Annotated in this window: 18 protein-coding genes and 1 pseudogene; 8 read left to right on the top strand and 11 right to left on the bottom strand. The window is 63.7% G+C overall.

The features are described 5' to 3' along the window. Positions 1-118: 118 nt before the first annotated feature. Complete coding sequence (locus AOZ07_RS14765; protein ID WP_060703500.1) at positions 119-574, bottom strand: VOC family protein; 456 nt, start codon at positions 572-574, stop codon at positions 119-121. 68 nt (positions 575-642) lie between these two features. Here AOZ07_RS14765 and AOZ07_RS14760 point away from each other — a divergent pair, with 68 nt between their 5' ends. Further along, the gene (locus AOZ07_RS14760) at positions 643-1434 is read left to right on the top strand and encodes an IclR family transcriptional regulator (protein WP_060703499.1); all 792 of its coding nucleotides are present in this window, start codon (positions 643-645) and stop codon (positions 1432-1434) included. Positions 1435-1541: 107 nt separating this feature from the next. Continuing rightward, on the top strand, positions 1542-2642 hold the full coding sequence (locus tag AOZ07_RS14755; RefSeq protein WP_098945517.1) for an alanine racemase: 1101 nt from the start codon (positions 1542-1544) through the stop codon (positions 2640-2642). Here the strand turns inward: AOZ07_RS14755 and AOZ07_RS14750 are convergent. Further along, entirely contained in the window at positions 2639-4336 is a 1698-nt protein-coding gene (locus AOZ07_RS14750) for a nuclease-related domain-containing DEAD/DEAH box helicase (protein WP_060702669.1), read from the bottom strand. The genes AOZ07_RS14755 and AOZ07_RS14750 overlap by 4 nt on opposite strands. A 152-nt stretch (positions 4337-4488) precedes the next feature. Between AOZ07_RS14750 and AOZ07_RS14745 the strand changes: the two are divergent. The 3 genes and pseudogenes from AOZ07_RS14745 (at position 4489) to AOZ07_RS18280 (ending at position 7167) form a co-directional block, all read left to right on the top strand. Next, positions 4489-6178, top strand: a pseudogene (locus AOZ07_RS14745) (long-chain-fatty-acid--CoA ligase). Between the two features lie 262 nt (positions 6179-6440). Next, positions 6441-6797, top strand: a complete 357-nt coding sequence (locus AOZ07_RS14740; RefSeq protein ID WP_060702668.1) for a hypothetical protein — start codon at positions 6441-6443, stop codon at positions 6795-6797. A 52-nt stretch (positions 6798-6849) separates the two neighbouring features. Next, the gene (locus AOZ07_RS18280; protein ID WP_084793287.1) at positions 6850-7167 is read left to right on the top strand and encodes a helix-turn-helix transcriptional regulator; all 318 of its coding nucleotides are present in this window, start codon (positions 6850-6852) and stop codon (positions 7165-7167) included. A gap of 68 nt (positions 7168-7235) precedes the next feature. Here AOZ07_RS18280 and AOZ07_RS14735 read toward each other — a convergent pair whose 3' ends face one another. From AOZ07_RS14735 to AOZ07_RS14715, 5 genes are all read right to left on the bottom strand, one after another. Then, entirely contained in the window at positions 7236-8831 is a 1596-nt protein-coding gene (locus tag AOZ07_RS14735; RefSeq protein WP_060702667.1) for a dipeptide ABC transporter ATP-binding protein, read from the bottom strand. Further along, entirely contained in the window at positions 8828-9625 is a 798-nt protein-coding gene (locus AOZ07_RS14730; RefSeq protein WP_060702666.1) for an ABC transporter permease, read from the bottom strand. Before AOZ07_RS14730 ends, AOZ07_RS14735 begins: the two co-directional genes overlap by 4 nt. Then, the gene (locus AOZ07_RS14725; protein ID WP_060702665.1) at positions 9622-10554 is read right to left on the bottom strand and encodes an ABC transporter permease; all 933 of its coding nucleotides are present in this window, start codon (positions 10552-10554) and stop codon (positions 9622-9624) included. Before AOZ07_RS14725 ends, AOZ07_RS14730 begins: the two co-directional genes overlap by 4 nt. Before the next feature lie 6 nt (positions 10555-10560). Continuing rightward, on the bottom strand, positions 10561-12222 hold the full coding sequence (locus AOZ07_RS14720; RefSeq protein ID WP_075972513.1) for an ABC transporter substrate-binding protein: 1662 nt from the start codon (positions 12220-12222) through the stop codon (positions 10561-10563). Between the two features lie 131 nt (positions 12223-12353). After that, complete coding sequence (locus AOZ07_RS14715; RefSeq protein ID WP_060702663.1) at positions 12354-12962, bottom strand: NAD(P)-dependent oxidoreductase; 609 nt, start codon at positions 12960-12962, stop codon at positions 12354-12356. 83 nt (positions 12963-13045) lie between these two features. Here AOZ07_RS14715 and AOZ07_RS14710 point away from each other — a divergent pair, with 83 nt between their 5' ends. Next, positions 13046-13414: a winged helix-turn-helix transcriptional regulator gene (locus AOZ07_RS14710; protein ID WP_060702662.1), complete on the top strand. Its 369-nt coding sequence runs from the start codon at positions 13046-13048 to the stop codon at positions 13412-13414. A gap of 107 nt (positions 13415-13521) precedes the next feature. Here AOZ07_RS14710 and AOZ07_RS14705 read toward each other — a convergent pair whose 3' ends face one another. Both AOZ07_RS14705 and AOZ07_RS14700 read right to left on the bottom strand, forming a co-directional pair. Next, on the bottom strand, positions 13522-14838 hold the full coding sequence (locus AOZ07_RS14705; protein WP_060702661.1) for an MFS transporter: 1317 nt from the start codon (positions 14836-14838) through the stop codon (positions 13522-13524). Positions 14839-14847: 9 nt separating this feature from the next. Further along, positions 14848-16065: a M20 metallopeptidase family protein gene (locus tag AOZ07_RS14700; protein ID WP_060703497.1), complete on the bottom strand. Its 1218-nt coding sequence runs from the start codon at positions 16063-16065 to the stop codon at positions 14848-14850. A 144-nt stretch (positions 16066-16209) separates the two neighbouring features. On the opposite strand from AOZ07_RS14700, the gene AOZ07_RS14695 reads away from it, so the two are divergent. Further along, the gene (locus tag AOZ07_RS14695) at positions 16210-17208 is read left to right on the top strand and encodes an Lrp/AsnC family transcriptional regulator (protein WP_060702660.1); all 999 of its coding nucleotides are present in this window, start codon (positions 16210-16212) and stop codon (positions 17206-17208) included. Here AOZ07_RS14695 and AOZ07_RS14690 read toward each other — a convergent pair. After that, entirely contained in the window at positions 17205-17693 is a 489-nt protein-coding gene (locus tag AOZ07_RS14690; RefSeq protein ID WP_060702659.1) for a GNAT family N-acetyltransferase, read from the bottom strand. The two genes, AOZ07_RS14695 and AOZ07_RS14690, sit on opposite strands and share 4 nt — an antisense overlap. A gap of 116 nt (positions 17694-17809) precedes the next feature. Here AOZ07_RS14690 and AOZ07_RS14685 point away from each other — a divergent pair, with 116 nt between their 5' ends. After that, positions 17810-18946 (top strand): acyl-CoA dehydrogenase family protein, encoded by a 1137-nt coding sequence (locus AOZ07_RS14685; protein ID WP_060702658.1) that lies wholly within the window; start codon positions 17810-17812, stop codon positions 18944-18946. A 7-nt stretch (positions 18947-18953) separates the two neighbouring features. Here the strand turns inward: AOZ07_RS14685 and AOZ07_RS14680 are convergent, their stop codons facing one another. Beyond that, positions 18954-19658 carry an NUDIX hydrolase gene (locus tag AOZ07_RS14680; RefSeq protein WP_084793286.1) on the bottom strand — a complete coding sequence of 235 codons (705 nt, stop codon included), beginning with the start codon at positions 19656-19658 and terminating at the stop codon, positions 18954-18956. Positions 19659-19662 lie beyond the last annotated feature (4 nt).

Raw genomic sequence — 19662 nt, 5'->3', positions numbered from 1 at the left:
CCAAAGTTACGTAGTCGCAGATGAGCATTCAATAGCGATCAGGACATTGCCTGCGTATTGATCGGATGGTGAGGAAAAACGGATTCTCTGTCCATAATATGAACGCTTGTGCTGGGAGCTAGACGACATCGAATTCGTTGCCTTCGGGATCAGCCATGCACACTGCAAAATGGTCCATTTCGGGCAGGTCCATCACCTCTCGGATGGTGGCGCCGAGGTCCGCCAACCGCTGCGCCTCGTGGGTTACCCGCTCCTTGCGCGTCTCGAATTCGACGCTGCGTCCGCCGCCGACGAGGAGATCAACATGCAGCCGGTTCTTGATGCTTTTGGCCTCGGGCACCTGCTGGAACCACCAGCGCGGACCGTTGCCTTGCGGGTCGACCAGCGACTCGGGCAGGTCGCCAACCCCGGGGCCCAATTCATCGTCCGGAACGCCCATGGCTTGCCAATGCTCGCGCCAGGTTGCGTGGGGCTCCGGAGGCGCCTCGGGAATGTAGCGCATTGCCTGGGACCAGAATTCCACCATGGTCCGCGGGTCGGTGCAGTCAATGACTAGTTGCCATGAATTCTCCATGCCCCACAGTATGCGCCCCTGCTCCGGCAAATACAGGGCAATGGACAAACATCGTCCATAATATGGCCATGAGCAATTTACCGGCAGGTGCGCAGGTTGTCGGCCGGCTGGCTGCCGTGCTGCGAACCGTGAGCACCTCGATGCCCGCTGGCATTACGACCACCGAGGCGGCCCGCGCCACCTCATTGGCCCGGCCCACCGTGCACCGGCTGCTCTCGGCATTGGTTACCGAAGGATTCTGCGATCACGATCATCGCACCGGCAAATGGCTGCTGGGACCGGAGCTGTACCTCATGGGAGCCGTAGCCGCCGAACGCTACGACATCAGCGAGCTGGCGCGCGAGCACGTCACGGCGCTGGCCGAACAGACCGGAGAGAGCGCCTTCCTCTCCGCGCGGCGCTCCGATGAAACCGTCTGCCTGCTCCGCCAGGACGGAGCCTTCCCGATCCGGTCCTTTGTGCTCTATGAAGGCCGGCGCTTCCCGCTGGGAGTGGCTTCAGCGGGGATGGCAATTTTGGCTTTCCTGCCCGAAGAAAGCATGAAGCGCTACCTGGCCGGCAGCAGCCTGGAAGCCGAATACGGGCCAGCCCACAGCGCCAGGGAACTGCGCAAGAAGATCGCTGAAACCAGGAAACTCGGCTATTCGGTCAATCCGGGACTGATCGTCGAGGGAAGCTGGGGAATGGGCGCGGCGGTCTTCGACAGCTCAGGGCAGCCGGCCTGGGCCTTGAGCCTGACCGGCATCCATACGCGATTCGAGGCCGAACGGAGAAAAGAACTCGGTGAGCTGTTGCTGCATCATGCCCATGAGCTGTCCACCAAGCTGGCTGCGCGTACCGGTCCAGCCCAGCGCCAGTGAGCACTTGGCGTGTTGATAGGTACCTGCGGTAATCTCTCTGTTCGGCGGATTCAACTTCGGGCAGGACCGTCACCGCGATGCACAACAAGCACTAAGGAACGGTAGACGTGGCCACAATCCCGGCTGGAACCAGTACGCCGCACATCATGATCGATGTGGAGCAGCTGGAGAAGAACATCGAAAAAATGGCCCATCGGGTCGCCAGCCAAGGCCTGAAATTGCGTCCTCATGCTAAAACGCACAAGATGCTCGAAGTCGCCGGACGCCAGCTGGAGGCAGGGGCGGTCGGGCTCACCGTGGCCACCGTGGGCGAAGCACTGAGTTTTGCCCTGCAAGGCGTGGCCAAGATCTTCATCGCCTATCCGCTATGGGTCGATGAGTCCCAGGCGCAACGGATCCAGGAATTGATGAAGCGCGCCAAGCTCAGCATTGGCACCGATTCGGTGCAGGCCGTGGAACAAATGGCGCGGATGCTCGGGCCGCAAGCAGCAAAGATCCGCCTCATGATCGAAATCGACAGCGGCCATCATCGCAGTGGCGTCAGCCCGCACGATGCGCTGGCTATCGCCGAGGCCGCGCGTGCCGCAGGCATGCGCGTGCATGGAGTCTTCACCTTCCCGGGGCACAGCTACAACCCTGACGGCATCGACTGCGCCGTCAACGACGAGCACAAGGCGCTGGCCGAAGCGACCAGGATTCTGCGCGAGGCCGGGTTCACCATCAAGCGGATCAGCGGCGGATCAACTCCCACCGCGGCGCTCAGTGATAATTCGGTGCTGACCGAGGTGCGCCCGGGGGTCTATGTTTTCGGCGACGCGCAGCAGTATGAGCTCGGCCGCACCGGCTTCGACGAGATCGCCTTGACCGTGGCCGCGACCGTGGTCAGCCGCCATGAAGGCAATGAGCAGATTCCGCGCCGCCTTGTGCTGGATGCCGGAAGCAAAATACTTGGCAGCGATCGTCCCGCATGGGCTACCGGCTATGGCCGCATTGCCCAGTGCCTTGACGCGCGGATCAGCGCGCTCTCGGAACATCACGCCACGGTGCTGTGGCCTGAAAACCTCGAGCTGCCAGCGCACGGCACGCAGCTGCAGGTGATCCCGAATCACGTGTGCCAGGCGGTGAACCTGGTTGATTCGGTGCTAGCGGTGCATCCCGATGGAAGTTCTGAGCTGTGGGATGTGGCTGCTCGCGGGCTGAATTTCTAGCCTGCCAGGGCTTCTGGCGCGGTCCAGTCGGTGGCATCCTTCAGGGAAATCTGCAGGTTCGCTCCGCTAGCTTCATCCACCAGCTGGCGGTCGCCAACCACCACTAGGAGGCTGCGCGCCCGGGAGAATCCGACATATAGTTGCTCGGTGGCTCGGTTCATGTCGTTGAAGCCATTAACGCAAAGAATGACCACGCTTCTCTCCAGCCCCTTGAACCCAAGCACATGGCCGTAGAATTCCTCCTCGCGAGCATGGAACGCTGGCCAATACTCCGTATCGATCGTTCCGTTGTCATAGTGGTCCTGGTGGATGGGGTGCCGCCGATTGGTGGTCAGCAAGGCAATCTGGTTGTTGGCCCAGCCTTCATCGATCAACCGGTCAACACAATCCGATGCGATGTCCACGGCGTCTTGGGTTGGGCAGTGCACAAACCGAACGGGCAGTCCTTCGCCGCCGCGCAGCTTGACGTTGCTGCCGATGATTTCCTTGAATGTCCGGGCGATGCTCCGGGTGTTGCGCAGGTTGTCATCGACATGGATGGGCACCAGCGGAGTGCCATCGCCGATGTTTTCACCACTCCACCGCTGATAAACGTCTTGCCGGTTGTCCATGAACGCATAGACCTGGCCGTTAAGCGGATCCTTGGTGCAGGAAAGCAGCGCTTCCCACCAGCCCGGAGCAAAATCCTGGGCTTCATCAACGATCACGGCGTCAAACTTCTGCGACTGCGGCAATGATGGTCCCAGCTCCCTGAGCAGCTGGGGCATGGCGACATCGAAATACTCCTGGCCGGTGCCGTCCGGGACCCCGACCGAGCGGGCGTACTCATGGAATTCGCCGGTATGCGAGGGCTTGTTCTGCCGCCACAGATCCACCTGCGACTTGAGATAATGGCCCAGGCCCTTGTTGTAGCAGAACAAGCCGACGCGCAGCCCCTCTTTAGCCAGCTGCCGTGCCTTCTCCAGGGCCATCCACGTTTTTCCGCTGCCTGCACCGCCGATAAAACTCACGCGATTCAAGGAGCGGGTTGAAGAGAGCAAGATCGCTTGCCTGCTGGTGAGGGTTTCTTGCAGGTCTTCGTTGCTCAGTGCATCGCCATGACCGAAGGAATCATTGGTCTCGCCCAATGGGCCGGTGTCCCCTGTGAGGTGCTTGACCATGCGCTGGGCAAACTCGGGACTCAGCCCAGCTAGACCGCCGCCGTGGTCCTCGATGGCGCGGCGCAGCAATGAATCCAGATCCGCCAGCTGGGCACGGTCGATGATGAGTTCACGCGGCACGCCTACAGAGCTGTAATGGCTCGGCCAATCGGTATAGGGAAAGCACACCACATCGGCCATCTTGCTGGTGATCGGGGTTCCCATCAAGGGGGCGAGGGCCTGCTTGAACGCATGGGCGGCGCTTTGCACCTGGGCCATGGGGCTTTGGATGCGATGCTTGCCCTTGCCATCGGATTGGTACCAGGTGCCCTCTTCCACCGTGAGCCGCCCGCCCTTGACTTCGATGACCGCAATGCCAACGTGCGGCCACAACACCAGAAGGTCGATCTCATGTTCCGCACGCTGATTGCGCAACTGTACCGAATGGAAGAGCAGCACCTCATCGGGCAAGGCGCGGCGAAGGATTTCGAAGACTTTCTGTTCTGCTGCAGTCTTCTCGGTAAATTCAGGGTCTTGCGGATAACAGCGTGCCATGGATGCCTCCGGGGCGTGAGCGCGGGTGCTACTCTACTTGGCTCGCAGTCTAGTTGGTGCACCGGACAATTTTGCTGCGTTTTGGCCGGGGGCATGTCCTTGGCGCCCAGTAGAATCGCTTTGCTACCGGCGCGTAGGGCATGATGGGAGCTATGGAGAACAGCGCTGCGCCCGCCTGGGTGGCCAATTACCAGCCCGGCGTCCCTGCAAGTATTGACCTGCCTACCGAAGCGCTCAGCCGCATGTTCGAACGCTCGGTGGCTGAAGCAGGCCAGAGCCCGGCTACAGAATTCTTTGGGCGGCGCACCAGCTATGCGAAGCTCGGCGAACAGGTGGAGCAGGCGGCCGAAGGGCTGCGCAAGCTCGGGGTGCGTGCCGGGGACCGGGTGGCCCTGATCCTGCCCAACTGCCCGCAGCATGTGGTGGCTTTCTACGCTGTCCTGCGGCTGGGGGGCCGTGGTGGTGGAGCACAATCCGCTGTACACCGCCCGAGAGCTGCGCCACCAATTCGAAGACCACCAGGCGCGCGTGGCCATTGCCTGGGACAAGGTCGTGGGCACCTTGCAGGAATTCCCCAAGGACGTGCAGCTGGACGCAGTCATAGCAGTCAACCTGCTGGATGCCTTCCCGCCACTGAAGAAGATGGCGCTGAACCTTCCGGTGAAGAAGCTGCGCGAGACCAAGGCCTCGCTGACCACCGGCACCTCGGGAACCACGGCGTGGAAAGACTTGCTCGGAGGCGGCCGGCTTGATGCCAACCACCCGCACCCCGACGTGGATGACTTGGCCGTCATCCAGTACACCTCCGGCACCACGGGCCACCCCAAGGGCGCCATGCTCACCCACTTCAACCTGTATTCCAATGCCCTGCAGGGCGAGGCCTGGATGCTCGGCGCCAAGGAGCGCGAGGAAATCCTCTACGCGATCCTGCCGATGTTCCATGCCTTCGGCATGACCCTTTACCTGACCTTCGGCGTGAAGAAGCAGGGCCTGCTGGTGCTGTTCCCGAAGTTCGATGCCCAGATGATCCTGGACGCGTGGAGAAAGTCGCCCGCCACGGTGTACTGCGCCGTCCCGCCGATCTACGAACGCACCGCGCTGGCCGCCAAGGAACGCGGCATGTCGCTCAAGAGCGCCAAGTACTGCATTTCCGGGGCCATGAACCTGCCAGAGCATGTCGTGGAACTGTGGGAATCCATGTCCGGCGGGCTGCTGGTCGAAGGGTATGGCATGACCGAATCCTCCCCGGTGGCGCTGGGCAATCCCTTCCACCCCAGCCGGCGCACCGGAACCATCGGCGTGCCTTTCCCCTCGACCTTGATGAAGGTTGTCGAGGTGGATGATCCGTCCAAGGAGGTAGCCCAAGGCGAGGCCGGTGAACTGCTGATCAAGGGTCCCCAGGTGTTCCAGGGCTATTGGAACAACCCCGAAGAGACCGCCAAGGTGAAAACCGGCGATGGCTGGTTGCGTTCGGGCGATGTGGTCACCGTTGACGAGGACGGATTCACCCAGGTCGTGGACCGGGCCAAGGAACTGATCATCACCGGCGGTTTCAACGTCTCGCCGACCGAAGTGGAAATCGCGTTGCGCCAGCACGCCGACGTGGTTGACGCCGCGGCCTTCGGCAAGCCGCTGGCCCGCGGCGGAGAGATGGTGGTTGCCGCGGTGCAGCTGGAACCGGGCGTTGAACTCAACGAGGACGGGCTGCGTGCCCATTGCCGCGAGCTGCTCGCCGCCTACAAGGTGCCCAAGCGCGTGGTCCAGGTCGAAGAGCTGCCGCGTTCATTGCTCGGCAAGATCCTGCGCAAGCAGGTCAAGGACGAGCTGATCGAAAAGATCTAGGGTTCAGTCGACTTCGGTGTCATGCCCCGGCGTCCGCGCAATTCGTGCTGGGCGTCGGGGCATTTGCCGTTTTCAGTCGTCGACTTTTGACGTGCGCCAAGAGGGATTTCCAGAACTCGCGTAGGGGAGCTGCTCGTAGGGGAAACTATTAGCTAGCTTCGGTTTCATGAAATCTCGAAGCGGTGCGGACTCGCGATGCAGCCACCCAGAAAATGCGCCATACAGGTGGGTCTTCAGTTACGACGCCGCAAATAAACGCGTCATGGAGCTGGATGGCTGGCTCAATAGCCTCGATTTCTTCGCCCGAAACCATTGTCTCGGAGAAATTGATGGGCTATTCGAGGACGCAGCAGCTGGGAAATTACTACATGTTGGAAATGCTAAAACACCACTGAAGCCGGTGCGGATGGACCCTGATCTATATGAACTTCGGTTGCAGGTTCTGCAAAGAAAACTACGTTTCTATCACGGTGAACCTTCAAGCTACCCCTCAGTTCTAGTTAGATTGCACAAGCGCATCAAGCGGACCTGGCACGACGGGCAGGCATCGCTGGCGGTCTCGCGGCGGGATCAGGAAGAGCAAATGGGCTTTGCGGTCTCAAGGTACCGGTTCACCTGAAGAAGCAACTTAAAAGTTGCGCAGCGTTAGGAGCGGAATTATCATTTCAGCCATGGCAAATAAAACCAGCTGGCCCCATTTGTCGAATTCCGAAGCAATACGACAACGTGCGAAGAGCTTGTCCCAGTCTCATCGGCAGATGATTTCTGATCTCGTTGACATCCGTGTTGAGCGTGGCATGACGCAGGATGAAGTCGCCATAATACTTGGAGTGACACGCCAAAGGGTATCGAGAATGGAACAGTACGATTCAAATCCGCGCCTGGAAACGATCAGGCGATACGCCAATGCAGTCGGCGCGCGAATCGAATCCAGGGTGACCATTGATGAATCGCATGAAAACCAGCATGGCGCCAAAATTGCCGGCTGACATCGATGATGATCCAGCCCCGCGAAACTCATAAATTTTGTCAACTGTGCCAGCGGGAACTTTAGGACTCAGCGCAGCCGGGGCATCGCCGAGAGCAGCATCCGGGTGTATTCCTGCTGCGGCGAGGCGAAGATCGACGCAGTGTCGCCCTGCTCGATGATTTTGCCCTGGTGCATGACCGCCACGGTATCGCTCATATGCTCGATGACCGACAGATCGTGGCTGATGAACAGGTAGCTGGTTCCGGTCTCGCGCTGAATCCGATCCAGCAGATCCAAAACGGTGGCCTGGATGGAAACATCCAACGCCGACACCGGCTCGTCCAAAACCAGCACCGAAGGCCGTGGCGCCAGGGCGCGAGCGATGGCCAGGCGCTGGCGCTGTCCGCCGGAGAGCTCGCGAGGAGAGCGCGGAAGCAGGCTGGTGGAAAGTTCCACTTGTTCCAGCAATCCAGCCACCTCGTTGCGGTAGCCAGCGGTCCGCTTGGTCTTGCCGCCGCTGAGCGCATCGGCCAGCAGCTGGCCGACGGAATAGCGCGGATCAAAGGAGCCCAAGGGGTTCTGGTAGATCGCGCCCATCTGCTCGCGTAGCTTTCGGCGTTGCCCCTCGGCCAGGGGCGCGAAGCGCTCGCCGAGCAGGTCAACGGTGCCGGAATCCGGTTTCTGCAAACCCAGCACCATGCGCGCGGTGGTGGTTTTCCCGGACCCGGATTCACCCACTATGCCCAGGGTTTTCCCCCGCGGCAATTCGAAGCTCACCGCGTCCACAGCCGCGTGCTTTCCAAAGCTCTTCGACAGGTTATTGGCCGAGAGGGCCGGCGGGCCGGCAATAATTTTCGGGGCAAGTACTGGCGGCAGCACAGCGCCAGCTGCAGAAAGCGGCGCGAAGCGCGGGACGCCCGAGGGCACCGCTTGCAGGAGCTTGCGGGTGTAGTCGTGCTGTGGGTGATTCAAGACCTGTTCGGCCGGTCCAGCTTCGACGATTTCGCCGTGGCGCATCACCGCGATGTCATCGGCCAGGTGGGCCACCTGCGCCAGATCATGGCTGATCATCAGCACGCCGCGGCCCTGCTCCTTGAGCTTGCGCAGCTGCGAAAGGACCAGTGCCGTCAGTGCCGAATCCAGCGCGGTGGTTGCCTCATCGGCGATCACCACCTGCGGGTTGCCGGCCAGCGCCTGGGCAATGAGGGCGCGCTGGCGCATGCCGCCGGAAAGCTCGGGGGAGCGCTGCTTGGCGCGCAGCCCGGGCTCGGGCATGCCTACCGACGTGAGCACCTCGTGCACCCGCTGCTCACGCTCTGGCTTGGACAGCGAGCCATGATCCTTGAGCCCGTCAGCGATTTCCCGGCCCACCGGTCGCAGCGGGTCCAAGGCCATCAGCGCATCTTGCAGAATCATCGAAATCGAATTGCCGCGGATCTTCTGCCACGCCCGGTCATCCAGGCCCAGCGCGTCCCGCCCGCAAATGGTAAGCTCGCCGGCGCTGACACTCCCGCCGGAAAGGCCCAAAAGGCTGCGCGCTGTCACGGATTTGCCGGATCCGGATTCGCCGACCAGCGCCAGCACCCGGCCAGCGCGGATAGCCAGGGAGATGTTCTTCACCGCGGGTGCTCCGTTGAAGCTGACCGACAGGTCCTTGACGGTGATGAGCTCCTGTTCACTCATAGCGACTTCACCTTTCCGCCCAGGGCGCGGCCGATCAGGGTTGCGGACACCGCGACGGCCACGATGGCAAGGCCTGGGAAGAGGCTCATCCACCAGGCAAGGTGCAGGTAGGTGCGGCCGGCCGAGAGCATGGCACCCCATTCCGGAGCGGGCGGGGCGGCGCCCAGGCCGAGGAAGGAGAGGGCCGCGGCCCAAATGACGGCCTGGCCGATGCCCAGGGTCACCAGCGCCAGCAGCGGCTTGAGCGCATTGGGCACCAGATGGTTGCGGACCTTGAGCCAGCTGCCGCGGCCGAGCACGGTGGCGGCCTCCAGCATTTCGGAGTTCTTCAGGCTGCGGATTTGGCTGCGCACCAGCCGGGCATAGCCGGGAGCCGTGGATAGGCCGACGGCCACGATGGCCGGGCCCACGCCCGGACCGGTGAAGGCAATGATCAGCAGTGCCATCAGCAAGGAGGGAATGGCATAGAGCGCTTCGAGCACGCGCAGGATGATGTCATCGATCAAGCGCGGGGAGAGCGCGGCAACGGTGCCCAGGATGATGGCCAGCCCCATGCCCAGGGCCGTGGCGGCCAGGCCGATGGATAGCGAGTCCGAGGCGCCATGGATGACGCGGGTGTAGATATCGCGGCCCGATTCGTCGGTGCCGAAGAAGTTCGCCGCCCCTGGTTTCTGGAAGGCTTGCACCGGGTTGATGGCCAGCGGATCCCCGGGAGCCAGGACCGAGGGCGCCAGGGCCATCAGCAGCCAGAGGCCGATGACGATGGCGGAGAGGATTTTTGCGGTGCGGCTCATCGCTGATCACCCGCCGGGTTGATGAGCCGTTCGAGCCCTTCGGCCAAGGCCATGACCACGATGTAGACCAGCGCGGAGAACAAGGCGATGCCGGTAACCATCGGAATATCGCGGGCCAAGACCGCGGAGAGCAGGGAGCGGCCAAGGCCCGGGCGGGCGAAAATTGCTTCGACCACCACGGCTCCGGAGAGCAGCGAAGAAAACGCCCAGCCGGTCAGGCCCAGCGCAGGCAGGGCCGCATGGCGCAGGCCATGGCGCCAGAAGAGCTTGAGCCGGCTTTCGCCGCGGGCCCGGGCGGCCAGGGCGAACTGGCTGCCCATCGCCTCGCCCAGGGAATCGCGCATCAATTGGGTGAGGAATCCAGCCAGCGGCAGCGCCAGGGTCAGCACCGGGAGCACCAGGCCTTGGGCGGAGCCGTTGTCCACGGCAGGCAGCCAGCCCAATGCGGAGGAGAAGAGCATGATCAGCACCGCGCCGAGCCAGAAATGCGGGACGGCGGCGGCGATGATTTCCATCAGGCTGCCCAGCTGGCTGGCAAAGCGGCTGGACCGGGTGGCTGCCGCGGCGAAGCACAGGGCCATCAGCCAGGCGGCGGCCAGGGCCAGCAGCGAGAGCCACAGGGTATTGGGCAGAACCTCGCCCATGACCTGGGCGACCGGCTGTTTCAGGGAGTAGGAGGTGCCGAAGTCCAGCACCAGCAGCTTGCCCAGATACAGCAGGTATTGCGCGAAGAGCGGCTGGTCCAACGCGTACTCTGCCCGGGCGGCGGCCAGGGCTTCGGCCGAAGCCTGGGAGCCCGGTCCGCCCATGATTGCTTCGGCCGGGTCGCCGGGGATCAGCCGGATGGCGATGAAGATGGCCGTGGCCACCAGCCATAGCACCACCAGGGCGCCGCCGATCTTGCGCCCAGCCCAAGCAACCGTGCCCATCAGGGGCTACTGGTCCAGGAAGGTGTCGAAGTAGATCGGGGAGGACACCGCCGTGGTGGTTCCGACGCCGTGCACGTTCTTGCCGTAGAGGAAATGATTCTGCTGGTCATACAGCGGCAGCACGTAGTAGCCCTCGAGCACGATCTTCTGCGCCTGCTCGTAGAGCGAGGCGCGCTGCGCGCCATCCTCGGTCTCTTCGGCCTTGTTCAGCAGCTGGTCGAGCTTCTTGTTCTTCACCTGGGCGTTATTGGCGAAGTAGCCCGAAGGGGCAGGAACCGTGGAGTCGGAGTGGTAGAGCACGCGCAGCACCGAGGGGCCGACCTTGGTGTATGGAGCGGAGACCAGGTTGTACTCGTGCTTGGCTAGCGCGCCATACCAGCTGGACAGATCCAGCAGGTCGATCTTCACCTCGAAGCCCACGGCCTTGGCCTGGGCCTGGAACTGCTCGAAGAGGGACTGCTCGGCCGGGACCGACTGGTTGGTGGAGACCGGGAAGGCCAAGCTCAAGCGCTTGCCATTCTTCACGCGGTAGCCCTGGGCATCGCGTTCGCTCCAGCCGGCATCATCGAGCAGCTGGTTGGCCTTGGCGGTATCGGTGGTGAACAGCGATTCGTCCGAGTATCCCAGTGGCTCCACGGAGGATAGCAGCGAATTGCTGCGCTGGGCGGTGCCGAAGAACAACGCGGAGACTCCGGTGTTCGCATCGACCGCGCGGATGAAGGCTTCGCGGACTCGCTGGTCGTCAAATGGCGCCTTGGAGCTGTTGAGCTCGATGCGGTTCGAGGCACCGGGGCGCGGCGCATCGAGGTGGCCCAATCCGGCATCGGAGGCCGAGGCAATGGTGTCAGGCTGGGCGTTATCGATCACGTCGACTTCGCCGGATTGCAACGCCGCATAGCGGGTGGCGGCTTCCGGGATGAAACGCCAGGTAATGCCATCCAGGTAGGCGGTGCTGCTGGTGCGCTTTTCATCAGCGACCGGCAGGACATAGCCATCGTTGCGGACCAGGTTCACGGCCTTCTGATGCTCCCAGGATTCGACCTTGAACGGTCCGGTGCCCACCGGGGCAGCGCAGTTCGTGGCCTGGTCGCGTTCCAGGGCCTTGGGGGATTCGATGGCGGTCCACGGCATCGCTAGGGATTCGAGCAGCGCGTTATCCGGAGCGGACAGCTTGAGGACTGCGGTCAGCTCATCTTTGGCCTCAACACTGACCACTTTGCCCACGGCGAGGTATCCGGTGGAGGAAGCGGTATTGGGGTCCTTGAGGTGCTTGACGTTGGCCTTGATGGCGTTCGCGGTGAGCTTGGTCCCATCGGTGAACTTGATGCCCTCGCGCAGCTTGATGGTGCGGGTCAATCCGTCCTTGGAGACTTCCGTGCTCTCGGCCAGCCATGGGATGATCTCGCCGTTGGCATCCTTGGTGAACAGGGATTCCAGATATTGGCTGGCCACCAGTGCCTGCGGGTAGTTGCCGCCAACGTGCGGGTCCAGGCAGCTTGGCTCTGCGTCCCCCGAGGCATAGACCATGGTGCCGCCGGTGACCGGTTCTTTGCCTTGCGCCGTGGAATCGGAGCTGCCCGTTGAAGAGCAGCCGGCCAAGAGGGCGCCGATTAATGGCAGTGCGAAGGCGCCGGCCAGAATACGCGAAGAGCGCGAGTTGCGTTGCATGGGAAGTAACTTACCTCGGGGTGCTAGTGGAATGACCACTCCAACTTTAGCCATGTACGTTGCATTCGTCAGATCGGCGCCCTGCGGCGCGGATCCGACGAATGCACTGCACGGCTTCGGGCGTCGGGTATCTACTTTTCGCTGGCTACGGTCAGCCGGCGGTTTTCGTGTGCCGGGGTTTCGATTTCGTCGAGGATTGCCACCGCGAAGTCCTGGCTGGAAACGAAGTCGCCGGCTGGCGAATCGGTGCCCTTGGCGTAGCTTCCGGTGCGGCGGCCCGGTGCGATGACCGGGGCTGGTGCAACGACGGTCCAGGTGATTCCGGAGACGGAGGTGAACATGTCGTAGACGGCAGCTGCGGTAAGCGCTTCGGCTTTGTACGCCTCGGGGAAATCCGGGCTGTCGACCAGGCGGACACCGTTGATTTCGGTGGCGCCCGCGCCGCCAACGACGATCAGGCGCGCTGGGGTGAGGGTTTCGGTGATTTCCTCGAAAGCGTCCAGGTATTCCTGGTGGTCTCCGCCGGTGCGCGATGGCGGAACGGAGATGACGATGACGTCATTGTTCTTGCCGAGTTCGCGGTAGGTTGCAGCGTCGTCCAGTTCGGCTGCGACGGCGGTGGTGCCGGCGACTTCGGTGCCGGAGCGGGTTACCGCGGTGACTTCGTGGCCGCGGGAAATGGCTTCGGCAACAACTTCAGTGCCGACCATGCCGGTGGCTCCGTAGACTGCGATCTTCATGGTGATTCTCCTGTTGATTGGTTGTCGTACAACACGATGATATCCTTTAGATACTGACTACTACAACGAAACTAGGTTTCCTAATGGATAGCCATGAGTCATTCAATGTCTTCGTGCAGAACTGTCCTTCACGTGAAATTATGCAGCGCCTCGGGGATAAATGGACACCGCTGGTCCTGCTTGGCCTAGCTGGCGGGCCGCAACGTTTCTCCGAGTTACGCCAGCGCATCGGCAGCGTCACTCCAAAAGTGCTCACCAGCACCCTGCGCACCCTTGAGCGCGACGGGCTGGTGCAGCGCACCGTCTTCGCCCAGGTCCCGGTCCGCGTGGACTATGAGCTCACCGAGGTTGGCCACAGCCTGCTGGGCCCCATGGAAACGCTGCGCAAGTGGTCCGAGAACCATGCATCCAAGGTGCTCAAAGCCCGCGACGAGTTCGACGCCCGCGGCTAGCGGCCAGCTGCACGGGCGGGGAACGCAGCGAAACGGCCGAGCGGATGCGGTTCCGCTCGGCCGTTGCGCGGCTGGTTCAGCGCTGGTGAGCCAGCTGCGGGATTTTCCTAGCTGGACAGGTCCTTGCCGCGGGTTTCCTTCAGGGTCAGGATGGTGATCACCGTGAACAGCAGCATGGCGATGGCGTAGAACCCGAAGTAGCTGCGGCCGGCATCGCCGAACCAGGTTTCGAACCCGGCCTGCAGGTAGGCCGCCGTGCCGCCGAAGGCCGCAACGCAGATCGCGTATGGCACCGCGACGCCAATGGTGCGCACCGAGGTGGGGAAGAGCTCGGCGTAGACCGCCGGGCCGATGGATGCGAATCCTCCGATGAACACCAGCATCAGCGACATGGACACCGCCAGCTGGAGGGCTGAATCCTGCAGCAGGGCGCTGGCCGGGAAGTAGCAGGCGATCGCACCGGCGGAGCTGATCAGCAGCACCGGGCGCCGCCCGATCTTATCCGAGAGCCGGCCCCACAGCGGCAGTACCAGGATGAAGACGATATTCGCGGCCACACCGGCCCACAGAGCGCCCTTGGCATCCACGCCCAGCACGTTGATGGCATAGGCCGGGGTGGAGACGCCCCAGACGTAGTAGACCACGGTCAGGCCCACAGTCAGGCCGATGACCTGCAATGCCTGGCGCCAATGCCGGGCCATGTCCGCCAGCAGCCGCGGCTTGCCGGCCTGCGTGCTTCCCGGGTTCTGCTGGCCGCTTTCAAAGACGGCCGATTCCTCCATGCGCGAGCGCATGAGCAGGGCGACAAAGCCGAACAGCGCGCCGAGGGCGAAGGGGATGCGCCAGCCGAAGCCCTGCATCTGCTCCACCGTGAGCACGGTGGAGAGCACCGCGCCGAGCAGCGTTCCGAACAGGATGCCGGTGGTGCCCGAAACGTAGATCAGCGAGGACCACAGGCCGCGGCGCTCGGCCGGAGCCATTTCCGAAAGGTAGGTCTGCGCGCTGGGCAGCTCGCCGCCGTGGGCCAGGCCCTGCACCAGGCGGGCGGTCACCAGCAGGGCCGAGGCGCCGGCGCCGATGGTGGCGTAGCTCGGGGTCAGCGCGATGGCCAGGGAGCCGAGCGAAGCCAGGGCCACCGACAGGGTCATCGAGGCCTTGCGGCCGAACTTGTCGCCGATCATGCCGAAGAGGAAACCGCCGACTGGGCGGGCGACGAATCCGACGGCGAAGATGGCCAGGGTCATCAAGAAGGCGCTGGAGGGATCGGCAGGGCTGAACAGCTGAGTGGAGATGAACGAGGCGAAGGTCGCATAGACCGCCCAGTCATACCATTCGACGGCGTTGCCGGCACCGGTGCCGAAGAGGGTGCGGGCCACGCTGCGATGCCCGGCCGCGGGCTTGGCGGCATTGGTGGTGGTTGTCATGGCGGATCCTTAGTTCGAAGCGGCGAGGTTCAGGCGGTCGATGGCCAGCCGTGCGTAGGTGGCGGCGCCGTCGGGCAGCACGGCATCGTCGAAGATGGCGTAGGGGGAGTGGTTGTAGGCGGCCTGCTCGTGGTCGGAGCCTTCGGGCACCGCGGAGAGGAACAGGAAGGAGCCGGGCACCTGCTCCAGCACCCGGGAGAAGTCCTCGGAACCGGCCAGCGGGTTGGCCAGCACCTGGTGGCGCTGCTGCCCGAAAAGCTCCTGCACGCTGGACTGGGCGAAGGAGGTCTCGGCGGCATCTGAAACGGTCAGCGGGTATTCCTCGATGTATTCGGCGGTGGCCCACAGCCCGTGGGCGGCGGCGATGGATTCGACCAGGGTGGGGATCGAGGCCTTGAGCTTCCGCTTGGCGGCCGCCGAGAAGGAGCGGATGGTGGCCTCCAGATGGGCGCTCTCCGGGATCACATTGCGCTTGGTGCCCGCCCGCAGCACCCCGACGGTGAGCACCACCGGGTCGAAGACATCGAATTGGCGGGTCACCATGGCCTGCAGTGCCGTGACGATCTCTGCGGCCACCGGCACCGGGTCCTTGGCCGCGTAGGGGGCCGAGCCGTGGCCGCCTGCGCCGTGGATGGTCACGACCAGGGCATCCGAGGAGCTCATGGTGGCCCCGGCTCTCGAAAGGAAGGTGCCGCCCTGGGCCATGGCGCTCATGACGTGCAGTCCGTAGGCGGCCTGCGGGTGGCTTCCGGAGGCCTGGAGCACCCCTTCGCGCAGCATCACGCCGGCTCCGTCGAAGCCTTCCTCGCCGGGCTGGAACATGAACAGCACGTCGCCGGGCAGCTGGTCGCGGCGGGCGGCGAGCAGCTGGGCGCCGCCGACCAGCATTGCGGTGTGCAGGTCGTGGCCACAGGCATGCATGGCCCCGTCGATCTGCGAAGCGAAGGGTACGCCGGTCTTCTCCTGCACCGGCAGGCCATCCATGTCCCCGCGCAGCAGCACGGTGGGCCGCGGGCCTGAACCCTGCGCGGCGGTGCCGCGCAGCACTGCGGTCACCGAGGTGGTGTCGGTGCCGGTGGTGATTTCCAGGCCCAGGCCTTCCAGGGCGGCCAGCACCTTTTCCTGGGTGCGCGGCAGGTCGAGCCCGATCTCCGGTTCCTGGTGGAGGCGGTGGCGCAGGTCGGTGATGTCCGGGGCCAAGGCGCTCGCGTCATCGCGAAGCGATATGGTCAGATCTGCGGATGAGGCGGTGCCTGTCATCGTGGTCCCTTCGTTGCTGAGGTGGTCTACCCAGCGTGATGTGATCCACTTCACCGCATGCCGTAAACTTAGAAAATAGTTAATTGGCATGCCAAAACCGAAGGATCGTGCATGGAACTGCCCCAGGCGGACCTGGAGATGGTGCACGCGCTGCAGATCTTCCCGCGCGTTTCCTGGGCCCAACTCGGCCCCATCCTGGATCAGCACCCCACCACGCTGGCCGCGCGGTGGGAGCGCCTGCACAGCGAAGGCAAGGTCTGGGTCACCGGGCACCAGGGGTCCATCGCGGCCAGCGGGACCGTCGCCTTTGTCAGCATCCAGTGCTATCCGCAGGCCCGCAACGAGGTTTTGGCCCGCATGTGCGCCATCCCGGAGGTGGGCAATGTGGAGGAATCGACGCGCTCATGGGATGCCCGGCTGACCGTGCTGACCGGGGACTGGGCGCAGCTGACCGGGCAGATCCTGCCGCTGGTCCGCGAAGACCCGGGGATCGCCCGGCTCCATGTCTCGGTGATGACCGGGCTCTACGCCACCGGCAGCAACTGGCGCCTCGATGTCCTCTCCCCGGCCCAGCAGCAGCGGCTGCGCGAGCTGAATCCGGTCAACGCGGCCCCGGCCGGCTCCCCGGTGCCCCAGCAGAACCAGCTGCGCCGGCTGCTTTCCGTGGACGGGCGGATGCCCGCCGCGCAGATCGCCGCGGAGCTGGGCATCCACCCGAGCACCGCGGCCCGCCACCTGCGCCAGCTGCTGGACTCCAGGGCGGTGCTGCTGCGCTGCGAGCTGGCCCAGAACTACTCGGGGCATCCGGTCTTCTGCCATTGGCATGCGCGCATTCCCCCGACGCAGCTTGAGGCCGCGGTGCGGCAGCTGCGTTCCCTGCGCACCCTGCGGCTGTGCGCGACGATCACCGGGGATTCGAATTTCACCTTCGCCCTGTGGCTGCGCAACCCGGGGGAGATTGCCGAGGTGGAGCGCGTCCTGCAGCAGGTGGCCCCGGGGATGCAGATCATCGATTCCGATGTGGGGGTGCGCACGCATAAGCGCATGGGATGGATGCTGCGGGCGGACACCACGGCCACCGGGCAGGTCATCACCCACAAGGCCGGCTAGGCCAGCTCCTTGAACATGAGGTGCAGGCCCACCATGCCGTGCACCCGGTGGTTATAGGCACCGGGCACGGTGCCCAGGATCCTGAATCCCAGCGATTGCCACAGGTGCACCGCGGCGTAATTCGTTTCAACCACGGCGTTGAACTGGATGCCGCGATACTGCTGTTCCCTGGCCCAGGCGATCACATGCTCGCCCAGCAGCCGGCCGGCGCCGAGGTTCCGGTAGCCGGGGTCCACCAGGAAGGACGCCGTGGCAAGATGCGCCCCACGCCCGGGCCTATTGGGCCCCATCTTGGCCGAACCGATAATTCTCCCGCCATCCACCGCGACCACGCTCTGCCCCGGCAGGCATTCCATCCACCAGGGTTCGGCCTCGTCCATGCTCTGGTCCTCGGGGAAGGCGTAGCTCTGCCCATCGGCCATGATTTCGCGGTAGAACGGGTAGATGGCCGGCCAGTCGTCGGCGGTGGCTGTTCGGATCTGCATACCGGCCAGCCTAGTTGCTGGCGGTGATGATGCGGGGCAAGCGGCGGAACTTGAGTTGTAGCGCGGGTCACATAGACTGTGCTCACATGGAGCAATAACGGGCAAAGGAGCCGGTGGTGTTTGAAATAAGCGAAGACCAGAAGTCGCTGATCGGCATGGTCCACGATTTCGCGGAAACGAAGATCGCACCGATGGCCCAAAAATGGGATGAGGAACAGCATTTCCCCATTGATGTGCTCGCCCAAGCCGGCCAACTGGGCATGGGAGGCATCTACGCCTCGGAGGAGCACGGCGGCTCGGCGCTCACCCGCAGCGACGCGGTACTCGTCTTTGAAGAGCTGGCCAAGGCGGACCCCACGCTGGCCGCCTACATATCCATTCACAACATGGTGGTGTGGATGGTGGACAGCTTCGGCAATGAAAAGCAGCGGGCCGCCTGGCTGCCGGAATTGATCAGCATGGAACAGCTGGGCTCCTATTGCCTGACCGAACCGGGCATCGGCTCCGACGCCGCGGCACTGAGCACCCGCGCCCGCAGGGATGGCGACGAATATGTGCTCAGCGGCGTCAAGCAATTCATCTCCGGGGCCGGAAGCTCGGGACTGTATATCGTCATGGCCCGCACCGCCGATACCGGAGCCCGGGGGATCAGCGCATTCCTGGTCCCCGCCGATCTGCCGGGACTGGGCTTTGGCGCCAATGAAAAGAAGATGGGGTGGAAAGCCCAGCCCACCCGCCAGGTCATCATGGAAGGCGTGCGCATTCCCGCCGAAAACCTGCTGGGCGAGGAAGGCCAGGGATTCTCCATGGCCATGAAGGCGCTCAATGGCGGACGGCTGAATATTGCCGCCTGCTCGCTGGGCGGCGGCCAGCTGGCTTTGGACAAATCGGCCGCCTACCTCAAGGAGCGCCAGGCCTTCGGCGGGCCCCTGGCCAAGCAGGAAGCCCTGGTTTTCAAGCTGGCCGACATGGACATGGAGCTGGAAGCGGCCCGTTCTTTGCTGCGCCGCGCGGCCAGTGCCCTGGATGCAAAGAGCCCGGATACGGTGCGGCTTTGTGCCATGGCCAAAAAGGTCGCCACCGATGCCGGTTTCAACGTCGCCAACAGCGCCATCCAGCTGCACGGAGGCTACGGCTACCTGGCGGACTACGGCATGGAGAAGATCTTCCGCGACCTGCGGGTGCATCAGATCCTGGAAGGAACCAACGAGATCATGTCGCTGATCGTGGGACGGATCCTGCTGGAAGACTGAGCGGCGATCAGGATCGCGGAGCGCTGATTTCGGTGGAGCGCACCGGGTGCGACGAGTGCGAATCGCGCGGATCGGGGTGCACCGCCTTGATGACCGGTCGGCTGGAGGCTATCTGCTCGATGGTGCCCAGCGCCATGGCATCAAGCAAGGTGCGCTGGGTTGGCCGCATCATCTTCAGCTCGCCGCGTTCCAGCGCCGCGAAAAGCTCCTCGGGCTTGGCCCAATGGGATCGCACAGCCTCGGTGGTTTGGTGCGCCGGCTCCTGGCCCGCGGCCAGTGCCGCGACAAAAAAGTAGGTGTCAAAGCGGCGCGGGAAGCCGGTGGGAGTCACCCAGTTGGCCCACGGGAAAAGCTGCCCGGGCTCAAGGGACAGCCCGGTTTCCTCATGCACCTCGCGCAGGGCGGCTGCCAGGATTTCCCCGGCTTTTTGCGGGGCTGCCGCTTCGCCTTCGTCCCACACGGCAGTGCCGGCCCACTGCTTGCAGTGTGCGCTGATGATCGTCTCGCCAAGATGTCCGCTGGCTGCCGTTGCGCTGTCCTTGGGGTCAACGCGGCCTCCTGGATACACGACCATGCCCGCCGCGAAGTCCATGGTGGACACCCGATGCTGGATAAAGACCTCGAAGCCGCCATTGTTTTCGCGCAGCATCAGCACGCTGGCCGCACGGCGGATAGGAACCTCGGGCACGGTCTGGGGACTTGATTCGCTCATGTCC

This window comes from Glutamicibacter halophytocola (genome assembly GCF_001302565.1).
Lineage (GTDB): Bacteria > Actinomycetota > Actinomycetes > Actinomycetales > Micrococcaceae > Glutamicibacter > Glutamicibacter halophytocola.
The sequence above is the reverse complement of the archived record's forward strand: the minus strand, read 5'-3'. Positions and strand labels throughout refer to the sequence as shown.